The organism is Mycobacterium neumannii (assembly GCF_048452905.1).
In the GTDB taxonomy this organism is placed as follows: Bacteria; Actinomycetota; Actinomycetes; order Mycobacteriales; family Mycobacteriaceae; genus Mycobacterium; species Mycobacterium neumannii_B.
In genome coordinates this window covers 810877-829065 of record NZ_JBCGVF010000003.1, presented here as the reverse complement: position 1 = coordinate 829065, position 18189 = coordinate 810877, and the positions used below count along the sequence as shown (strand labels likewise).

The window sequence follows — 18189 nt, the reverse complement described above, 5'->3', positions numbered from 1 at the left end:
GCAGTGTACGGAAATACCGCACTCTACGTGTACTCATGCAGGTCGCAGCCGGTGCATCGGAACCGACTCCACGGCGTGGTCATGACACCATGAAGACGTGTCACAGAACCCCAAAGGGCCGCCGGTGGTGGCCATGGTCGGCGGTGGTCAGCTGGCCAGGATGACCCATCAGGCCGCGATCGCGCTCGGCCAGACTCTGCGCGTCCTCGCCGTGGACGCCGGCGACCCGGCCGCGCAGGTGAGCCCGGATGTGGTGTTGGGCACACACACCGATCTCGAGGCGTTGCGCCGTGCCGCCTCCGGCGCCGACGCGCTGACCTTCGACCACGAGCACGTGCCCGCCGAACTGCTGGAGAAGCTGCTGGCCGACGGCGTCAACGTGGCTCCTCCTCCGTCGGCGCTGATCCATGCCCAGGACAAGCTGGTGATGCGCCGCAGGCTCGAGGTGCTCGGCGCGCCGGTGCCGCGGTTCGCGGCGGTCGACGACCTGTCCGACATCGACGCATTCACCGCACGGATCGACGGTCCCGTCGTGGTCAAGACCGTGCGCGGCGGCTACGACGGCCGCGGGGTCACGCTGGCCGGTGACGTTGCCGAGGCGCGTGCGGCCGCGCAGCGCTACCTGGACGGCGGGGCGGAAGTGATGGTGGAGGAGAGGGTCGCGATGCGGCGCGAACTGGCGACCCTGGTGGCGCGTTCGCCGTTCGGGCAGGGCGCGGCGTGGCCGGTGGTGGAAACCGTGCAGCGCGACGGCATCTGCGTCGAGGTGATTGCACCGGCCCCGGGCCTTGATGGCGAGTTGCGCTCAGCGGCTGGGCAGTTGGGTTTGCGGCTGGCCTCTGAACTCGGGGTTGTCGGGGTGCTGGCCGTCGAGTTGTTCGAAACCGTCGACGGCACCCTGCTCGTCAACGAGCTCGCCATGCGCCCGCACAACTCCGGGCACTGGACCATGGACGGTGCGCAGACCAGTCAGTTCGAACAGCACCTACGTGCGGTGCTCGACTATCCACTCGGCGACACCGCACAGATCGTCCCCGTCACGGTGATGGCCAATGTGCTTGGCGCACAACAGCTACCGGCGATGACGATGGACGAGCGGCTGCACCACCTGTTCGCCAGGATGCCCGACGTGAAGGTGCATCTGTACGGCAAGGCCGAGCGGCCCGGCCGAAAGATCGGTCACGTCAACGTCCTCGGCTCGCCCGGCGGTTCTCTTGACGACGACGCGTTCGTGGCCGATGTACGCGAACGCGCTGCCAGGGCGGCACACTGGTTGTCGCACGCGGAATGGACGGACGGATGGGATCCACATGAGTAGTGCTGCTGCGCCGCGGGTCGGCCTGATCATGGGCAGCGACAGCGACTGGTCGGTGATGGAGGACGCCGCCCACGCGCTGGCCGAGTTCGATGTGCCCTTCGAGGTCGGCGTCGTCTCTGCGCACCGCACGCCGGTCCGCATGCTCGAGTACGCCCAGAGCGCCGCGGACCGCGGTATCGAGGTGATCATCGCCGGGGCAGGCGGGGCGGCGCATCTTCCGGGCATGGTGGCGTCGGCGACCCCGCTGCCCGTCATCGGCGTACCGGTGCCGCTGGCCAAGCTCGACGGCTTGGACTCGCTGCTGTCGATCGCGCAGATGCCAGCAGGCGTGCCGGTGGCCACGGTGTCGATCGGCGGCGCCCGCAACGCGGGCTTGCTGGCGGTGCGGATCCTCGGGTCGGCGGACGCGGCGCTGCGCAAGCGGGTCGTACAGTTCCAGGCCGACCTGCACGACACGGTGCTGCAGAAGGATGCGGCGCTGCGAGACCGCCTCCTCGGCGAATAGGGTGCCCGACCCGCGGGAGTAGGGTTACCGACGAGTAGCAAGGAGTTTTTCATGGCCATCGGCAACCCGTCATTCGATCTCTTTCAGCTCTCCGACGAGCACAACGAACTGCGTGCGGTGCTGCGCGACCTCTGCGAGAAGGAGATCGCCCCGCACGCGGCCGACGTCGACGAGAAGGCGCGCTACACCGACGAGGCGCTGGCGGCGCTGACCTCGTCGGGGATGGCCGCCATCCACATCCCCGAGGAGTACGGCGGTCAGGGCGGCGACTCGATCGCGGCGTGCATCGTGATCGAAGAGGTCGCGCGGGTGTGCGCGTCGTCGTCGCTGATCCCGATCTGCAACAAGCTGGGCACCATGGGCCTGTTGCTGCGCGGCAGCGAGGAGCTCAAGAAGCAGGTGCTGCCGTCGATCGCCGCCGGTGAAGCCGTCGCGTCGTACGCGCTGTCCGAACGCGAGGCCGGCAGCGACGCCGCATCGATGCGCACCAGGGCCCGCCGTGAGGGTGACGAGTGGGTTCTCAACGGCGCCAAGTGCTGGATCTCCAACGGCGGCCAGTCGACGTGGTACACGGTGATGGCGGTGACCGATCCGGACAAGAAGGCCAACGGCATCTCAGCGTTCGTCGTGCACAAGGACGATCCCGGCTTCTCCATCGGCGCCAAGGAGAAGAAGATGGGCATCAAGGGATCGCCCACCACCGAGCTGTACTTCGAAGACTGCCGGATCCCCGCCGACCGGATCATCGGCGAGGAGGGCACCGGTTTCAAGACCGCGCTGGCCACCCTGGACCACACTCGGCCGACGATCGGTGCGCAGGCGGTCGGCATCGCGCAGGGCGCGCTCGACGCGTCGATCGCATATGTCAAGGAGCGCAAGCAGTTCGGCAGGCCGATCGCTGACTTCCAGGCGGTGCAGTTCATGCTCGCCGACATGGCGATGAAGATCGAAGCGGCCCGGTTGACGGTGTACTCCGCCGCCGCCAGGGCCGAACGCGGTGAGTCCGAACTCGGGTTCATCTCCTCGGCGTCGAAGTGCTTCGCCTCCGATATCGCGATGGAGGTCACCACCGACGCGGTCCAACTGTTCGGTGGTTACGGCTACACCACCGACTTCCCGGTCGAGCGAATGATGCGCGACGCCAAGATCACCCAGATCTACGAGGGCACTAACCAGATTCAGCGCGTGGTGATGTCCCGCGCACTGCTGAAGTAGTCCCCGCTCAGGGGTATTCGATGAAGGTGGCCATCCCCGCTTCGAGGTGATACGTGTTGTGGCAGTGGGTGATCCACCGCCCAGGGTTGTCGGTGTCGAAGTCGATGTCGACGGTGCGCAGCGGCGCGACGAGCACCGTGTCCTTGCGGGCCCGCGGGCCGTCGGGCCCCATCACCTGGAACGTGTGCCCGTGTAAGTGCATGGGGTGGAACATCTTCGACTCGTTGACATAGCGGATGCGCACGCGCTGGTCACGTGTGACCGCGTATCCGTCGCGGGGCGGGTCGTAGCGCTTTCCGTTGATCGTCCAGGTGTAGCCGTCGACCGGGCCGGCCAACCGCATGTCGATGACCTGCTGGACGGCGCGGTCGGGCAGGTTCACCTCGGGTGTGGCCGCCAGCGTCGCGGTGTCGAGCGGAGGCTGGGTCCGCAGCGTCGCGACGTAGTCGTCGATGTTGCCCGTGCCGGCCCTGTTGTCGACGCGCATGTCGAGCCGCGCGTAGCCGTCCTTGCGGTACGCCGCGGCGATGACCGGCGCCGACGCCTGCAGGGTGACGATCGCATCGGCCCGTTCACCCATCCCGAGGATGACCGAATCGGCCTGCCTGGATTCGACCGGAAAGCCGTCGGTCGCGATCACCCGCAGAGAGTGTCCGGGCACGCCGACCTGGAACGCGGTGTCCGAACCGGCATTGATGACCCGCAGCCGGATGCGTTGTCCGGCACGGTAATCGACGACCTGTGGATCGGCGGTCACGCGTCCGTTGATGACGTAGTAGGGGTAGGTGACGTCGCCGCCGTCGTCGCCGAGCGGGGTGGTCGGGGTGATGCCGGCGTCCGGGATGTTCGGCATCGCCGGCATGCCCGCCTTGTTCAGTTCGGCAAGGACCTGGTCGGGGTTGCGGCCGGTGCCGTCGACCCAATCGTCGAGCACGACGACGAGTTCGTCGTCGTAGTCGGTGCCGTCGGCGGGGTCTTCGATGATCAGCGGGCCGTACAGCCCGCGGTCGAGTTGAGTGCCCTCATGGGAGTGGTACCAGTACGTCCCGGCATCGGGCACGACGAAGTCGTAGGTGAACGACTGGCCCGCGGGCACGGCGGGCTGCGTCAACACGGGCACGCCGTCCATGGCGTTGGGGATGGCCAGACCGTGCCAGTGGATGGTGGTCGGGGCGGGCAGCCTGTTTTCCAGCTGAGCGCGCATCCTGTCGCCTTTGCGGATGCGGATCTCCGGGCCGGGCACCCGGCCGCCGTAGGCCCAGGTGCGGACGGTGACCCCGCCGAGGTCGACGTCCACCTCCGCAGGGGTGAACGTGATGTCGAACCCCGGGCTCGAGCTTCGATCGGCCGACGCCGGTTGGGGCGTCCGCGACGAACAACCGCCCACGACGGCGGCCGCCACGCCCGCCGACAGCACGAAGAATTCGCGCCGGTCGATCACGCTCTCCAGCGTGGCACTGCGGGCGCTTCAGCGTCGACGAAAGCCCGATTTCGCCGAAATGGCTCCTCAGCCCTTGGTGACCTTCTCGGTTGCCCTACGACGGTCGGCCAGTGCGGAATCGGGATTGGCCACCTGCACGAGCGAGGCGCCGACGGCGAAGACGGCCAGCATGTGGTCGACGAGCTCGTCGGCGGTATCCCATCCGGCGCTGGACAGCACCCGGTCGGATGCGGTGAAACCCTGTGTCGCGGCGGATTGGCGGGCCGCGGCGAGCACCTCGTCGACGCCGCGGCCGTTGAGCGCGGGGCCGGGCGTGCGCTCAGGTGAGATTTGGTCGCCGTGTACCCGCACCGCGGTGGCGTAGTCGGTGACACCGACCGGCAGATCGGCCGCGGGCTTGCCGAACGGGTCCAGCGACAGCACCGCGACCTCACCTGTTCCGCTATCCATCCCGACCGCACCATCGGCCTCGGCCAACCGGTCGGCGGTGCACAGCGCGACGTCGGCGGAGTCCACCGAAGCGTCCCCGAGCACCACCTCGGCGCCGATCCACCAGATACCGAAGAACACGGCGGCGCTCTGCCAGTGCGCGGGCAACAGAACCGCGATGCGAGACGACGGGCCTGCGCCCAACTCGTCGCGTAACAGGTTGGCGGTCTTGGCGGCCCAGTTCGCGAGCGTGGCGGTGGACAACTCGATGCGTTCGCCGGTCGCGTCGTCGTAGTAGGTGATGCGGGGGCCCGCGGGGTCGGAGGCCATGAGCGGGTCGAGGATTTCCCCACTGACGGTCGTCACGCTATTCGACGTTAGTTGACGCACTCCGGGTCGTCGGATCCGGCGGTCAGGATCGGCGACGGGGGCGGAGCGGTCTCAGTCGACCCGACGGCCACCGAATCGGTGGTCAGCGTCGGAACGTTGCTACCGTCCAGACCCGAACCCGGACCGGTGTAGTCGTCGGCCAGCACCACCCGCACGTGCCCCGGGGCCACCGACGGGTCCTCGACGATCGCCAACTCGCCCAGGTCCTTCGAGACGGCCTGTGCGCCAAGGTCGTCAGCCTTGTTGGCGCGCACCTGGCTGCTGGCCACCGGGTCACCCTCGTGGTTGCCCGTCGCGCCGGGAGTGAACCCCTTGTTGGTCAGCACCTGCGACACCGCGGCGGCCAGGCCGTTGACCTCGGTGGCATTGACCACCTCGACGGTGGTCTTGTCGGGGGTGTACGCGATCTGCTCGGTCTTTCCTTCGTCCTGCTCGTGCAGCAGGCCTTCGATCCAGCTCTTGACCTCGGAGGGGTCCACGCGCACGACGCTCTGCATCCCGTCGTCGCTCCAGCCGTTCTCCTGCAGCACCGGAATGGTGGCGAACGCGACGTTGCCCGCGGCCAGCTTCTGCAGATGCTCGGCGAATTGCATGACATCCCAACCGTCGGAGAGCACGACGGAGCGCTGCACGGCGTCCTGCAGCCGGTTCAAGGTGGCCGGACTCGACAGAGTCTTACTGGAGATCACCTCGTGCGCAAGGGAAGCCATCACTGCCTGCTGACGCGTCACCCGGTCGAGGTCGCCGCGTGGCAGATCGTGGCGCTGCCGGACGAAGCTCAGCGCCTGCGGACCACTGAGCTTCTGCCAGCCCGCAGGAAAATCGGCTCCCGAAAGAGGTTCGTACACGGGCTCTTTCAAACACACGTTGACGCCGCCGAGGGCGTCGGTGATCAACGCGAAGCCCAGCAACCCGATCTCGGCGTAGTGGTCGACGGTGACGCCGGTGAGGTTGGCCACGGTCTTGATCAGGGCCTCGCGCCCGGCTTCCTTGGCCCGCGGCTCGGCTTCGGTCGGGTCCACGCCCTTCTGCTCGACGAGTTCGGTCATCTTCTCGAGGTGTTCCGAGCCGTACACGCCGTTGATCTTCATCTTGCCGATTCCCGGTGCCTCGACATAGGAGTCGCGGGGGATCGAGATGGCGGTCGCGGATTTTCCGTTGTTGGGGACGCGGATCAGGATGATCGTGTCCGTGTTGGTGGCTTCGTCGTCGCCTGCCCGCAGCGTCGCCAGTTCCTCCTGGGACAGGGGATTGCCGTGCGCGTCGGTGCGGCTGTCCATTCCCACGAGCAGGATGTCGATCGCGCCGTCTTCGCCGCCCTCGCCCAGCGCGATCGACGAGATGTGGTTGATGCCGGATTCGAACGAGCGGATCTTGCCCCACGCGACGCCCGTACCGACCACGATCGCCAAGGCCGCGGACACGGCGATGACACGGAGCATTCGACCGGGCATCAGCCCAGGCTACTGGCGAGACGGGCACGAAGCGGGTAGCGCGCCTCGGCGTGCCAGACTCGTGACCATGACTTCTCGCGAGCCGGGCCGGATCGTCATTCCCGGCGCAGGCGGCATGGTCGGTCGGGTTCTCGCAGCTCAGGCCCGTCAGCAAGGTCGCGAGGTGCTGGCGCTGACGTCGTCGGAGCTCGACATCACCGATGCGGCGGCCGCCCAGCGTGTCATCGAATCCGGTGACGTGGTGATCAACTGCGCCGCGTACACCAACGTGGACGCGGCCGAGACCGAACAGGACCGTGCGCACGCGGTCAACGCCGACGGGCCGGCTCACCTCGCGCGGGCGTGCGCCGCCGTCGGCGCCCGCCTGATCCACATCTCGACCGACTACGTGTTCTCCGGCACAACGCGGCGCCCGTATGAGATCGACGACGAGACCGCGCCGGTGAACGTCTACGGACGCACCAAACTCGCCGGGGAGCGGGCCGTGTTGGCCGCCCTGCCCGGCGCGCACGTCGTGCGCACGTCGTGGGTGTACGAAGGCGGCGACGGTACGGACTTCGTCGTGACCATGCGCCGAAAAGCCGCCGGCGACGACACGGTCGAGGCGGTGGCCGACCAGACCGCATCCCCGACGTACGCCGGTGACCTCGCCGCGGCGCTGCTGGAGGTCGCCGACGGCGCGATCGGCGCACCGGTGTTGCACGCCGCCAACGACGGTGAGGCCAGCCGCTACGACCAGGCGCGCGCGGTCTTGGAGGCCGTCGGCGCCGACCCCGGGCGGGTGCGGCCCGTCGCCGGCGCCGAAAACCCACGGCCCGCGCAGCGCCCGACGTACACGGCGCTGTCGGGCCGGCGGTCCGCCGATGCCGGCCTCACCCCGCTGCGACCGTGGCGCGAGGCGCCCGCGGATGCGCTGTCGCGGTACGGGCGTGGCGGCCCGATACCCTCGACGCCGTGAGTTCGGAACGGGTGTCACATGAGTGACGACTTGGTGGTCGTCACGGTGACATACTCGCCGGGTCCACACCTCAACCGGTTCCTGGCGACGCTGTCGCACGCCACCGACCGGCCGGTGACAGTGGTGATGGCCGACAACGGCTCGACCGACGGCGCACCCGAAGAGGCGCTCGCACGCTATCCCAACGCCCGATTGCTGCCCACCGGCGGCAATCTCGGATACGGCAGCGCGGTGAACCGCGCGGTCGCGGAGTACCTGACGGACTCGGACAACAACGACTTCTTCATCGTGGCCAACCCCGACGTGCAGTGGGGTCCGCGCAGCATCGACATCCTGTTGGAGGCCGCTGCCCGCTGGCCGCATGCGGGTTCGCTCGGCCCGCTGATCCGCGACCCTGACGGTTCGGTGTACCCGTCGGCGCGGCACCAGCCCAGCCTCGTGCGTGGCGGGATGCACGCCGTCGTGGGACCGTTCTGGAAGTCCAACCCGTGGACCGCCGAATACCGCCAGGAGCGCCGGGAGCCCAGCGAACGCGCCGTCGGCTGGCTGTCGGGATCGTGTCTGTTGCTGCGCCGGTCGGCGTTCGAGGAGATCTCGGGCTTCGACGAGCGCTACTTCATGTATATGGAGGACGTCGACCTCGGTGATCGACTGTCGCGCGCGGGCTGGCAGAACGTGTACGTGCCGGCCGCCGAGGTTTTGCACGACAAGGGTCACGCGACCGGCAAGGACCCCGCTCGCAACTTGGCCGCCCATCACACCAGCACCTACACTTTCCTCGCGGATCGGTACCCCAGGTGGTGGCAGGGTCCGCTGCGGTGGACGATCCGGAGCTCGCTCGCCGCGCGTGCGGACCTGGTGGTCCGTAACTCACGACGCAAACGGGCGAAAGGACGGCGCAAGTGAATCCCGCACACGTCGACGCCGTCATCCTCGTCGGTGGCTTGGGCACCCGGCTGCGGCCGCTGACCCTGTCCGCGCCCAAGCCGATGCTGCCGACGGCCGGCTTGCCGTTTCTGACGCACCTGTTGTCGCGCATCGCCGAGGCCGGTATCGAGCACGTCGTGCTGGGCACCTCGTACAAGGCCGCGGTGTTCGAGTCCGAGTTCGGCGATGGGTCCAAGTTCGGCCTGCAGATCGAATACGTCGTCGAGACCGAACCGCTGGGCACCGGCGGCGGCATCGCCAACGTCGCGGGGAAGCTGCGCCACGACACCGCGCTGGTGTTCAACGGCGACGTGTTGTCGGGTGCCGACCTTCGCGCGCTGCTCGACTCGCATGAGGACAACGCCGCCGATGTGACGCTGCACCTGGTACGTGTTGGTGACCCTCGGGCATTCGGTTGCGTGCCAACCGATTCGGACGGCATGGTGACCGCTTTCCTCGAGAAGACCCAGGACCCGCCGACCGATCAGATCAACGCGGGCTGCTATGTGTTCAAGCGCGAGGTGATCGAGCGCATCCCCAAGGGCCGGGCGCTTTCGGTCGAACGCGAGGTGTTCCCGGGTCTGCTCTCCGACGGGCTTCGGGTATGCGGCTACGTCGACTCCACCTACTGGCGCGACATGGGCACACCGGAGGATTTCGTGCGAGGGTCGGCGGATCTGGTGCGCGGTATCGCGCCGTCACCCGCGCTGGGCGGGCACCGCGGTGAAAAGCTGGTGCACGACGGCGCCAGCGTCGCACCCGGGGCGCTTCTGATCGGTGGCGCGGTGGTCGGTCGCGGCGCCGAGATCGCCGGTGGCGCACGGTTGGACGGCGCGGTCATCTTCGACGGCGCGCGGGTGGGCGCCGGCGCGGTGATCGAACGCTCGATCGTCGGGTTCGGCGCCCGCATCGGCCCGCGCGCGCTGATCCGCGACGGCGTGATCGGCGACGGCGCCGACATCGGCGCACGCTGCGAACTGTTGCGCGGTGCACGCGTGTGGCCGGGCGTGACGATCCCCGACGGCGGGATCCGTTTCTCGACCGACGTCTAGCCCGCGATTTCGGTGTCGTTGGTTACGCTGAGCGCAACGGATGACACCGAAATCACCTGGCGAGGGCGGCCGCCGCCAATTGCGTGAGACCGAGATCGCAATCCTCGGGTAGCGCGTCCAGCGGCCACCACCGCAGGTCCAAAGATTCGTCGCTGATGGCGATTTCGGCGTCGACGGGCGCGTGGACGATGAACTGCATGTCGAGGTGACGGGTCGGCACTCCGAGCGAGCACGTGACGGGGTGGACGTGCAGCGCGGCCATGGTCGGGTCGACCGTGAGACCCTCGATGCCGGACTCCTCGGTGGCTTCTCGCAGCGCGGCCGCCACGACGTCGGAATCGGTCGGCTCGCAATGGCCGCCGAGTTGCAGCCATCGCCCGAACCGCGGGTGCAGTGTCAGCAGTGCGTGGGTCCCGGTGTGGTCGAGTACGAGGGCCGACCCGGTGACGTGGCCCGGAATGCATTCTCGCAGGCAACCGTCGGGTCGGGCCGCCAGGAACGCCAACACTGCGTGCCGCAGGGTGTCCTGTGCGGGATCCGGTGCGCGCCAACGGCACAGCATCTCGACCGCCGATGCGTGCAGGCTCACTTGCGCACCAGCAGTCCGTCGGTCGGCACGGGAGGCCGTGGGCCGGACGGCGTCCCGTCCTGCGCGTAGCCGATCGCGATCGCGCCCAACGGTTCCCAGTCGCCGGGCAGGTCGAGCTCCTCACGGACGATGTCGGGGGCGAAGATCGTCGACCCGATCCAGCAGCTGCCGACACCTCGCACCGCCAACGCCACCAGAAGCGCCTGCACCGCCGCGCCGACCGCGACGGTGAACATCGTGTGCTCTGCGGCCGTGCGGCCGGCGTCCGGATAGTCGTGCGCACCGTCGGGCACCAGGAACGGGATGATGACTTCCGGCGCGTCGTAGAGGATCCGGCCGCGCTCGACGCGACGCTCGACGGTGTCGACGGCACGCCCGTCGGCGGTGAGGTCGGCGCGCCATTTGTCTTTCATCCGATCCAGCAGCACCTTCCGTCGGGCGGAATCCTGTAACCACACGAACCGCACCGGTCGGGTGTGATGTGGCGCCGGCGCAGTGAGAGCCTCGGCGACAGCGGATTCCACGAGGTCGGGGTTCACGGGCTCGGCCGTGAACTGCCGCACCGACCGGCGCAGCAGCTGCGCCTGAATCCTGCCGAGCGCGATGGCCTCCTCGGTGCCGAGCCAGAACAGGTCCTCCTCGCTCGCCCGTACCAACCGGCGCGCGGTGGAACCGTCGTCGGACAGCCGCAACCCGCGCACCACCGCGACGGGGATGTCGGTCAGCTTGCCCTTGACCAGATCCGCTGCCGCGGCGATCTCGTCGGCGACCGCGATCTCGGTGACGATCAGTTCGTTGCCGTGCCGGTCGACCGAACCGCCGTACCCGTGCAGCACGGTCACGCCGGCCGCGCCGATCGCCACGTCGGTCTGCCCGTTGCGCCAGGCCCGACCCATTGTGTCGGTGACGACGACGCCGACCGTCACGCCGAGCCGCTCGCGCAGCGCCGACGCCAGTGCCGCGGCGCTGGCGTCCGGATCGGTTGGCAGCAGCGCGAGTTCGGCGGAGTCGACGTTGGAGCCGTCGACACCTGCGGCGGCCTGAACCAGGCCGATAGCGTTCTCGGTGATCAGCGTGCGGCCCTTGCGCGCCAGCACGCGGACCGCCTCGGCGTCGATGAGCCTGCGCCGCAGGACGTCGCGCTCCTCGGGATCGATCGGCGCGTCGACGATGCGGCCCTCGCACTTGGACATCACCTTGCTGGTGACCACGACGATGTCGTCGTCGCGCAGCCACGGCGCGGCCTCGGCGATCGCAGCAGCGAGGTCGTCACCGGGACGGAACTCGGGCAACCCCGCAATGGGCAGCAGCTCCACCGCGTCGGCCGAGCCATGGTCGGCGCTCGGCGGCGCCGTTGAGCCATGGTCGCCGCTCATGGCTTCACGCCTGCCAAATCCATTCCGGCGCGAACCATCTCGGCGGTGACCTCGGGGTCGGTCATGAGCAGTGGCACCGCACGCACGTCGACACCGTCGATTGCCGCGTTGTCTCCCTCGTGCACCAACCACCCGTCGAGGATCCCGACGCCGGAGCGCGCTCCGTAGTGCCTGCCGACGGCTTCGGACGTGCTCGGCACGCCGATCACCGACAGGCATTCATCGGCCATGCCACGCAACGGCTTTCCGCCGATGATCGGGGAGTAGCCGATGACCGGCGCCGGTGTCGAACGCAGCGCGCCGCGGATACCGGGTACGGCGAGGATCGCGCCGATGCTCACCACCGGGTTGGAGGGCGCGATGAGCACGACGTCGGCGGCTTCGATGGCCTCCGCGACGCCGGGTCCGGCGGTGGTCTTCTCGGCGCCGACGAAGGCGAAGCTATGCGTTGGCACCTTCGCCCGGTATCGCACCCACCACTCCTGAAAGTGGATGGCGCGTTTTTCGCCGGCGTACTCGCCGGGTCCGGGATCGGTGATGACGACGTGGGTTTCGCTGCGGTCGTCACTGGCGGGCAGCAGCCTTGCCCCGGGCGCCCATCTCGCGCACAGCGCCTCGGTCACCTGCGAAAGCGGATAGCCCGCGCGCAACATCTGGCTGCGCACGAGATGCGTCGCCAGGTCCCGGTCGCCCAGGCCGAACCAGTCGGGCTGCACGCCGTAGGCCGCGAGTTCCTCCTTGGCATGCCAGGTTTCGTTGCGATGTCCCCAGCCGCGTTCGGGATCGATACCACCGCCGAGGGTGTACATGCAGGTGTCCAGGTCGGGACAGATCCGCACACCGAACATCCAGGCGTCGTCGCCCACATTGACCACTGCAGTCAGTTCGTGCTCAGCAGTATCATCAGTCCCAGCAGTACCTTTAGCGCCGCCAAATTGCCCAAGCCCCAACAGATGTTGCACGCCAAGCAGGAAGCGGGCGCCGCCGACGCCGCCGACCAGTACGGTGACCTTCACATCGACCGAGCGTAGGCCGTTCGACCGAATCCGGTACGGGCAGGAGTGGCGGTCGGGCCGGTGCGCGGGAGTGTGATGGACACGCCGAGGTTACGACTCGCCGTATTTCGATCACGGAATGGTATGAATTCCTGTTCTAGAGCTTGACCAGGGCGACTGACGCGTGTGTAATCACAGCAGTGTCATTTCCCGGTAGGCCATCCGGTTCCGGTGCCGCAGACCGAGATTCGATCACTTGTTCGAATTGGAAGTGTTCCGCATTTCTGCGGGCCACTTATAGGGGATCAACGAGACCAGGTGAGGAGGCGGAAGATGTCTTTTGAGTTCGGCGATTTCGATCGTCTGGTTCGGTTCGACAGCCGAGTCTTCGGCTCAGTAGACAGCGCGCCGCACGCCCATTCGGAACCGGCACCGGTTGAGACGCCGCGGCGTCCCCAGCTGAGTTTGGTGCCCGACCCGATCGATGTGGCGCCGGCACTGACACCGGAGGACGAACTCTGGCAGGAGAAGGCGCTGTGCGCCCAAACCGACCCCGAGGCGTTCTTTCCGGAGAAGGGCGGCTCAACGCGCGAAGCCAAGCGCATCTGCCAGGGTTGCGAGGTGCGCGACGCCTGCCTGGATTACGCGTTGGCACACGACGAGCGCTTCGGGATCTGGGGCGGCCTTTCCGAGCGCGAGCGTCGCCGCCTCAAGCGCGGAATCATCTGAGCCGCGAGGTCAGTCGTCGTCGATCGTCGGGTCGATGACGGAAGGCTCGACGCCCAGATATGTGGCGACCTGAGCCACCAGGATTTCATGCAGCAGCTCCTCGAGCTCGACTGAATCCTTGGCCCGCCGCTCGATTGGCTTGCGAAACAGCACAATTCGCGCGCGTGTGGCGTTCCCCCTGACGTCCACGCCCGCCGGGATCAGCCTGGCCAGCGCGATCGGCCCGTCGGCGATCACTTCCGGCGGCCACTGCACACTGTCGGGATCCTTGGGCGCAATGCGTGGTATCTCGTCGACCGCGACGTCCAGTGTCACCAGCCGGTCCTGCCAGCGCCGCTCGATCGGCTCGTAGGCCTCCAGCACCGCCATGTCGAACCTCTCGGCGCGACTGCGCCAGCCCGGCACCGTCGGGGGAAGTAACGGCCCGCGCATCCCGCGACCCCGGCGCGCGCGCATGTGTCCACGCTTGGCCACCGCTTGGGTGCTCCTTTCGTGCGCGATGAACTGGATCGTAACGGTTCGAGATCGGCCGTCGGCAGGCTGCGCGTGTCCGGCGGCATGCGGAGTGCGGCCACGATAGCCTTCCGCTGTGAACGTTCCCCGTCGCTGCTGCCGGCCCGGGTGTCCGCACTATGCGGTCGCGACGCTGACATTCGTCTACGCCGACTCCACGGCGGTCGTCGGCCCCCTCGCGACGGTGGCCGAACCGCATTCATGGGACCTGTGCGTCGTGCACGCCGGCCGCGTCACCGCGCCCCGCGGGTGGGAACTGGTGCGGCATGCCGGCCCGCTGCCTTCACATCCTGACGAAGACGATCTCGTCGCGCTGGCCGATGCGGTCCGGGAGGGGCGCGACGTCGCTCCCCCGATCAACCGGCTGGCGACGGGATTCTCCGACCCCGTGACCGGTGCACCCGGGGGCTCGCTGATGGCGCCGCCAGCCAGGCGACCCGAGTCCAACGGCCGCCGCCGAGGCCATCTGCGGGTGCTGCCGGACCCCACCGACTAGACGACGTGCACGTCTGGCCGGACCGTTAGGCTGGCGCCAGTAGTAGTCCGTGTCACAAGGAGTCCTAATGTCCCGGCCCGCCGCGGCGGTTCATCGCGTCATCAAGGCTTATGACGTGCGCGGCCTGGTCGGTACGGAACTCGACGAGCCGTTCGTCGCCGACGTGGGCGGCGCCTTCGCCCGCCTCGTCCGAGGCGACGCCTCGCAGGTGGTCGTCGGCTACGACATGCGGGCCAGCTCACCCGCACTGGCGGACGCGTTCGCCGATGGCGTGACCGCCCAGGGCCTCGGCGTGGTGCGGATCGGACTCGCCTCGACCGACCAGCTGTACTTCGCGTCGGGCCTCATGGACTGCCCCGGCGCGATGTTCACCGCCAGCCACAACCCGGCCGCTTACAACGGCATCAAGCTCTGTCGCGCCGGCGCCAAACCGGTGGGCAAGGACACCGGCCTGTCGACCATCGCCGAAGAGGTCATCGTCGGCGTCCCCGGCTACGACGGTGCGCACGGCACGATCAGCGACCGCGACGTGTTGTCCGACTACGGCGAGTTCCTGCGCTCGCTGGTGAGCCTTGCCGACCTGCGACCGCTCAAGGTCGCCGTCGATGCGGGCAACGGGATGGCAGGCCACACCACGCCCGCGGTGCTGGGACCGATCTCGGGTATCACGCTGGAGCCGCTGTACTTCGAACTCGACGGCACGTTCCCCAATCACGAAGCCAATCCGCTGGATCCGGCGAACCTGACTGATCTTCAGGCCTTCGTCCTGCAGACCGGCGCCGATATCGGCCTGGCGTTCGACGGCGACGCCGACCGGTGTTTCGTCGTCGACGAGAAAGGGCATCCGGTCTCGCCGTCAGCGGTGACCGCGTTGGTCGCCGCGCGGGAACTCGGCAGGGAGATCGGCGCCACGGTGATTCACAACCTGATCACCTCACGGGCAGTGCCCGAACTGGTGACGGAGCGCGGCGGTACACCGGTCCGCAGCCGCGTCGGGCACTCCTATATCAAGGCGCTGATGGCCGAGACCGGTGCGATCTTCGGCGGAGAGCATTCGGCGCACTACTACTTCCGCGACTTCTGGGGCGCCGACTCCGGCATGCTGGCCGCCCTGCACGTGTTGGCCGCGCTCGGCGAACAACACCGGCCGCTGTCGGAGATGATGGCCGACTATCAGCGCTACGAGGCTTCCGGCGAGATCAACTTCACCGTCACCGACGCCGAGCGGTGCATCGACGAGGTGCTCAAATCGTTCGGCAACCGGATCCACGCCATCGACCACCTCGACGGTGTGACCGTCGACCTTGGTGAGGGCACCTGGTTCAACCTGCGGATGTCCAACACCGAACCGCTGCTGCGACTCAACGTCGAAGCCCGCACCACCGACGAGGTCGGCCAGATCGTCGGACAGGTCTCCGACACCGTCCGTGGGCGACTCCCGTCCAACTCCGAGGTGGTCACGTGACCACCGGGCCGTTTTCTTCGGCCGTAACCATCGACCTCGACGACGTCGACGCCCTACTCGGTGCCGACCGCGACGGCCTGCTGCGCGCCGCGTCGATGGCAGGCGCCCAGGTTCGCGCCACCGCCGCCGCGCTCGCGGAGGGCGAACTCGATTCGCTGCGCACCGACGGGACACCGCGGACGTTGATCTGGGTGGCCGGTCGCGGCAATGCGGAGACCGCCGGATCGCTGCTCGCTTCCGCATGGGGCGGATCGGTGGCCGCACCTATCGTCGTCGCCTCCGAGGTGCCGCCGTGGATCGGCCCATTGGATGTCTTGGTCGTCGCGGGCGACGACCCCGGCGATCCCGCTCTGGTGAACGCGGCCGCCACCGGAGTGCGTCGCGGGGCGCGCATCGTGGTCGCCGCGCCGTATGAAGGGCCGCTGCGCGACGTCGCGGCCGGGCGGGCTGCGGTGCTGTCGCCAAGGGTGCGGGTGCCCGACGAGTTCGGGTTCGTGCGCTACCTCGCCGCAGGCCTGGCCACGCTTGACGTCGTCGATCCGACCATGCACGTCGATCTCGACGCGATGGCCGACGAACTCGACGCCGAGGCGCTTCGCAACAGCGCGAACCGCGAGCTGTTCACCAATCCGGCCAAGACACTGGCCGAACGGATGACGGACCGCGAAGTGGTGCTGGCCGGCGACAGCGCGGCAACGCTGGCGATGGCCCGGCACTGCGCGGCCACCATGTTGCGCATCGCCCATCGGGTCGTGGCCGCGGCCGGTTTCGCCGATGCGCTCGTGGTGCTGCGGCGCGGCATGGGGGGCACGTCGGCGGCGGACCGGGAGCAGTCGATGTTCCACGACGAACAGATCGACGGTCCGCTTCCCCGGCGGATGCGCACATTCGTGCTCACCACCGATGCCGAGCAGCCAATCGTCGCGGCCAGGGCCGCGGATCTGGACGATGTCGATGTGATCAGCGCCCAGGACGTACCGGAACTGCCGGAGGCAGCAGCGGTGCCGGACGCGTCGACGGCGGGCAGCATGGAACAACAGCTGGCCATGCTCGCCGTCCGCTTGGAGATGACCGCCGTCTACCTGAAACTAGTTCGAGGTTAGCCAAGTGCACTTGCTACGCGGAGCGGTGCGAACCTATGCCTGGGGTTCGCGCACGGACATTGCCGAGTTCACTGGAAAGCCCAGTCCCACAGCACATCCCGAGGCTGAACTGTGGTTCGGCGCTCATCCCGGTGACCCGGCCATGTTGGAGACCGAAGCCGGTGAGCTTTCGCTGCTGGATGCGCTGCGTGACGATCCCGAGGGGCAGTTGGGCGCGGCGGTCTGCGCGCGCTTCGGTGAGGCGCTGCCGTTTCTGGTCAAGGTGCTGGCCGCCGACGAGCCGCTGTCGCTGCAGGCGCATCCCAGCGCCGAGCAGGCGGTCGAGGGCTATGAACGGGAGAACAGGCTCGGCATCCCGGTCTCGGCACCCGACCGCAACTACCGCGATCCCAGCCACAAGCCCGAATTGATCGTCGCCGTGCGGCCATTCGAGGCGCTCGCCGGTTTCCGGCCGGTGGCACGGACCATCGAGTTGATGCGTGCGCTCGAGGTCAGCGATCTCGATCCGTTCGTCAACCTGCTCTCCGGCCAGCCGGACGGCGACGGACTGCGCGCGCTGTTCACGACCTGGATCACCGCGCCGCAACCCGATCTCGATGTCTTGGTCCCTGCGGTGATCGACGGGGCCATCGACTACGTGTGTTCGGGCAGAGACGAATTTGCAGCCGAGGCGAAGACCGTGCTCGAGCTCGGCGAGCGGTATCCCGGTGACGCCGGTGTGCTGGCGTCCCTGCTCCTCAACCGCATCACCCTGAGCCCCGGCGAAGGCATCTATCTGCCTGCGGGCAACCTGCACACCTACCTCAGCGGTGTCGGCGTCGAAGTGATGGCCAACTCCGACAACGTGTTACGTGGCGGGCTGACACCCAAACACGTCGATGTCCCGGAGTTGTTGCGGGTGCTCGACTTCACGCCCGCCGAGGACGTGGTGGTTCGTCCCGAGAAGGTGGAAGACGGCATCGAATGGGTGTACCGCACACCGGCACAGGAGTTTTCGCTGTCGATTCTGGACATCGACACCGAAAGGCTCGGTTATGAGATCGACGCGCCCACGCGGCACGACGGTCCGCAGCTGCTGCTGTGCGCCGAGGGCTCGACGGTGGTGCACGCCAAGGGCGGCACCGTCACGATGAATCGGGGATCTGCGGCGTGGGTGCCCGCCGACGAGGGGCCGATCCGACTGGCGGCCACGGAGCCGACGAAGCTGTTCCGCGCCACGATCGGAATCTAGCGC

18 protein-coding genes are annotated in these 18189 nt (G+C 68.2%); 11 read left to right on the top strand and 7 right to left on the bottom strand.

Annotated features, from left to right (window positions below):
* Positions 1-97: 97 nt before the first annotated feature.
* From AAHH99_RS10275 to AAHH99_RS10265, 3 genes are read left to right on the top strand one after another with little or no spacing between them, the layout of a single operon-like run.
* On the top strand, positions 98-1318 hold the full coding sequence (locus AAHH99_RS10275) for a 5-(carboxyamino)imidazole ribonucleotide synthase (protein ID WP_318264962.1): 1221 nt from the start codon (positions 98-100) through the stop codon (positions 1316-1318).
* The gene (gene purE, locus AAHH99_RS10270; RefSeq protein ID WP_082694051.1) at positions 1311-1823 is read left to right on the top strand and encodes a 5-(carboxyamino)imidazole ribonucleotide mutase; all 513 of its coding nucleotides are present in this window, start codon (positions 1311-1313) and stop codon (positions 1821-1823) included. The genes AAHH99_RS10275 and purE overlap by 8 nt, the downstream gene beginning before the upstream one ends.
* A 51-nt stretch (positions 1824-1874) precedes the next feature.
* Positions 1875-3038 carry an acyl-CoA dehydrogenase gene (locus AAHH99_RS10265; RefSeq protein WP_418768544.1) on the top strand — a complete coding sequence of 388 codons (1164 nt, stop codon included), beginning with the start codon at positions 1875-1877 and terminating at the stop codon, positions 3036-3038.
* Between the two features lie 7 nt (positions 3039-3045).
* Here AAHH99_RS10265 and AAHH99_RS10260 read toward each other — a convergent pair whose 3' ends face one another.
* The 3 genes from AAHH99_RS10260 to AAHH99_RS10250 all read right to left on the bottom strand — a co-directional run bounded on the left by AAHH99_RS10260 (position 3046) and on the right by AAHH99_RS10250 (position 6752).
* Positions 3046-4479 (bottom strand): multicopper oxidase family protein, encoded by a 1434-nt coding sequence (locus AAHH99_RS10260; protein ID WP_418768543.1) that lies wholly within the window; start codon positions 4477-4479, stop codon positions 3046-3048.
* 66 nt (positions 4480-4545) lie between these two features.
* Positions 4546-5274 (bottom strand): TIGR03089 family protein, encoded by a 729-nt coding sequence (locus AAHH99_RS10255; RefSeq protein WP_418768542.1) that lies wholly within the window; start codon positions 5272-5274, stop codon positions 4546-4548.
* 11 nt (positions 5275-5285) lie between these two features.
* Complete coding sequence (locus AAHH99_RS10250) at positions 5286-6752, bottom strand: LCP family protein (RefSeq protein ID WP_418768541.1); 1467 nt, start codon at positions 6750-6752, stop codon at positions 5286-5288.
* A 67-nt stretch (positions 6753-6819) separates the two neighbouring features.
* Between AAHH99_RS10250 and rfbD the strand changes: the two genes are divergently transcribed.
* From rfbD to AAHH99_RS10235, 3 genes are read left to right on the top strand one after another with little or no spacing between them, the layout of a single operon-like run.
* Positions 6820-7710, top strand: coding sequence for a dTDP-4-dehydrorhamnose reductase (gene rfbD / locus AAHH99_RS10245; RefSeq protein ID WP_418768540.1), 891 nt, complete (start codon positions 6820-6822; stop codon positions 7708-7710).
* A gap of 18 nt (positions 7711-7728) precedes the next feature.
* Positions 7729-8616 carry a glycosyltransferase family 2 protein gene (locus AAHH99_RS10240; protein ID WP_418768539.1) on the top strand — a complete coding sequence of 296 codons (888 nt, stop codon included), beginning with the start codon at positions 7729-7731 and terminating at the stop codon, positions 8614-8616.
* Positions 8613-9689, top strand: a complete 1077-nt coding sequence (locus AAHH99_RS10235) for a sugar phosphate nucleotidyltransferase (RefSeq protein ID WP_418768538.1) — start codon at positions 8613-8615, stop codon at positions 9687-9689. The genes AAHH99_RS10240 and AAHH99_RS10235 overlap by 4 nt, the downstream gene beginning before the upstream one ends.
* Before the next feature lie 52 nt (positions 9690-9741).
* On the opposite strand, the gene AAHH99_RS10230 is transcribed toward AAHH99_RS10235, so the two are convergent.
* From AAHH99_RS10230 to cofD, 3 genes are read right to left on the bottom strand one after another with little or no spacing between them, the layout of a single operon-like run.
* A complete protein-coding gene (locus AAHH99_RS10230; RefSeq protein ID WP_418768537.1) occupies positions 9742-10278 on the bottom strand; it encodes an NUDIX hydrolase in 537 nt (178 codons plus the stop codon).
* Positions 10275-11654, bottom strand: coding sequence for a coenzyme F420-0:L-glutamate ligase (locus AAHH99_RS10225; protein ID WP_418768536.1), 1380 nt, complete (start codon positions 11652-11654; stop codon positions 10275-10277). Before AAHH99_RS10225 ends, AAHH99_RS10230 begins: the two co-directional genes overlap by 4 nt.
* Complete coding sequence (gene cofD / locus AAHH99_RS10220; protein WP_418769585.1) at positions 11651-12625, bottom strand: 2-phospho-L-lactate transferase; 975 nt, start codon at positions 12623-12625, stop codon at positions 11651-11653. Before cofD ends, AAHH99_RS10225 begins: the two co-directional genes overlap by 4 nt.
* A 483-nt stretch (positions 12626-13108) precedes the next feature.
* On the opposite strand from cofD, the gene AAHH99_RS10215 reads away from it, so the two are divergent.
* On the top strand, positions 13109-13378 hold the full coding sequence (locus AAHH99_RS10215) for a WhiB family transcriptional regulator (protein ID WP_174522824.1): 270 nt from the start codon (positions 13109-13111) through the stop codon (positions 13376-13378).
* A gap of 9 nt (positions 13379-13387) precedes the next feature.
* Here AAHH99_RS10215 and AAHH99_RS10210 read toward each other — a convergent pair whose 3' ends face one another.
* A complete protein-coding gene (locus tag AAHH99_RS10210; protein ID WP_418769584.1) occupies positions 13388-13810 on the bottom strand; it encodes a metallopeptidase family protein in 423 nt (140 codons plus the stop codon).
* Positions 13811-13967: 157 nt separating this feature from the next.
* Here AAHH99_RS10210 and AAHH99_RS10205 point away from each other — a divergent pair, with 157 nt between their 5' ends.
* The 4 genes from AAHH99_RS10205 to manA all read left to right on the top strand — a co-directional run bounded on the left by AAHH99_RS10205 (position 13968) and on the right by manA (position 18186).
* Entirely contained in the window at positions 13968-14387 is a 420-nt protein-coding gene (locus AAHH99_RS10205; protein WP_418768535.1) for a DUF3499 domain-containing protein, read from the top strand.
* Between the two features lie 67 nt (positions 14388-14454).
* Positions 14455-15852, top strand: a complete 1398-nt coding sequence (locus AAHH99_RS10200) for a phosphomannomutase/phosphoglucomutase (RefSeq protein WP_418768534.1) — start codon at positions 14455-14457, stop codon at positions 15850-15852.
* Positions 15849-16955, top strand: coding sequence for a TobH protein (locus AAHH99_RS10195; protein WP_418768533.1), 1107 nt, complete (start codon positions 15849-15851; stop codon positions 16953-16955). Before AAHH99_RS10200 ends, AAHH99_RS10195 begins: the two co-directional genes overlap by 4 nt.
* Positions 16956-16959: 4 nt before the next feature.
* Positions 16960-18186, top strand: coding sequence for a mannose-6-phosphate isomerase, class I (gene manA, locus AAHH99_RS10190; protein ID WP_418768532.1), 1227 nt, complete (start codon positions 16960-16962; stop codon positions 18184-18186).
* Positions 18187-18189 lie beyond the last annotated feature (3 nt).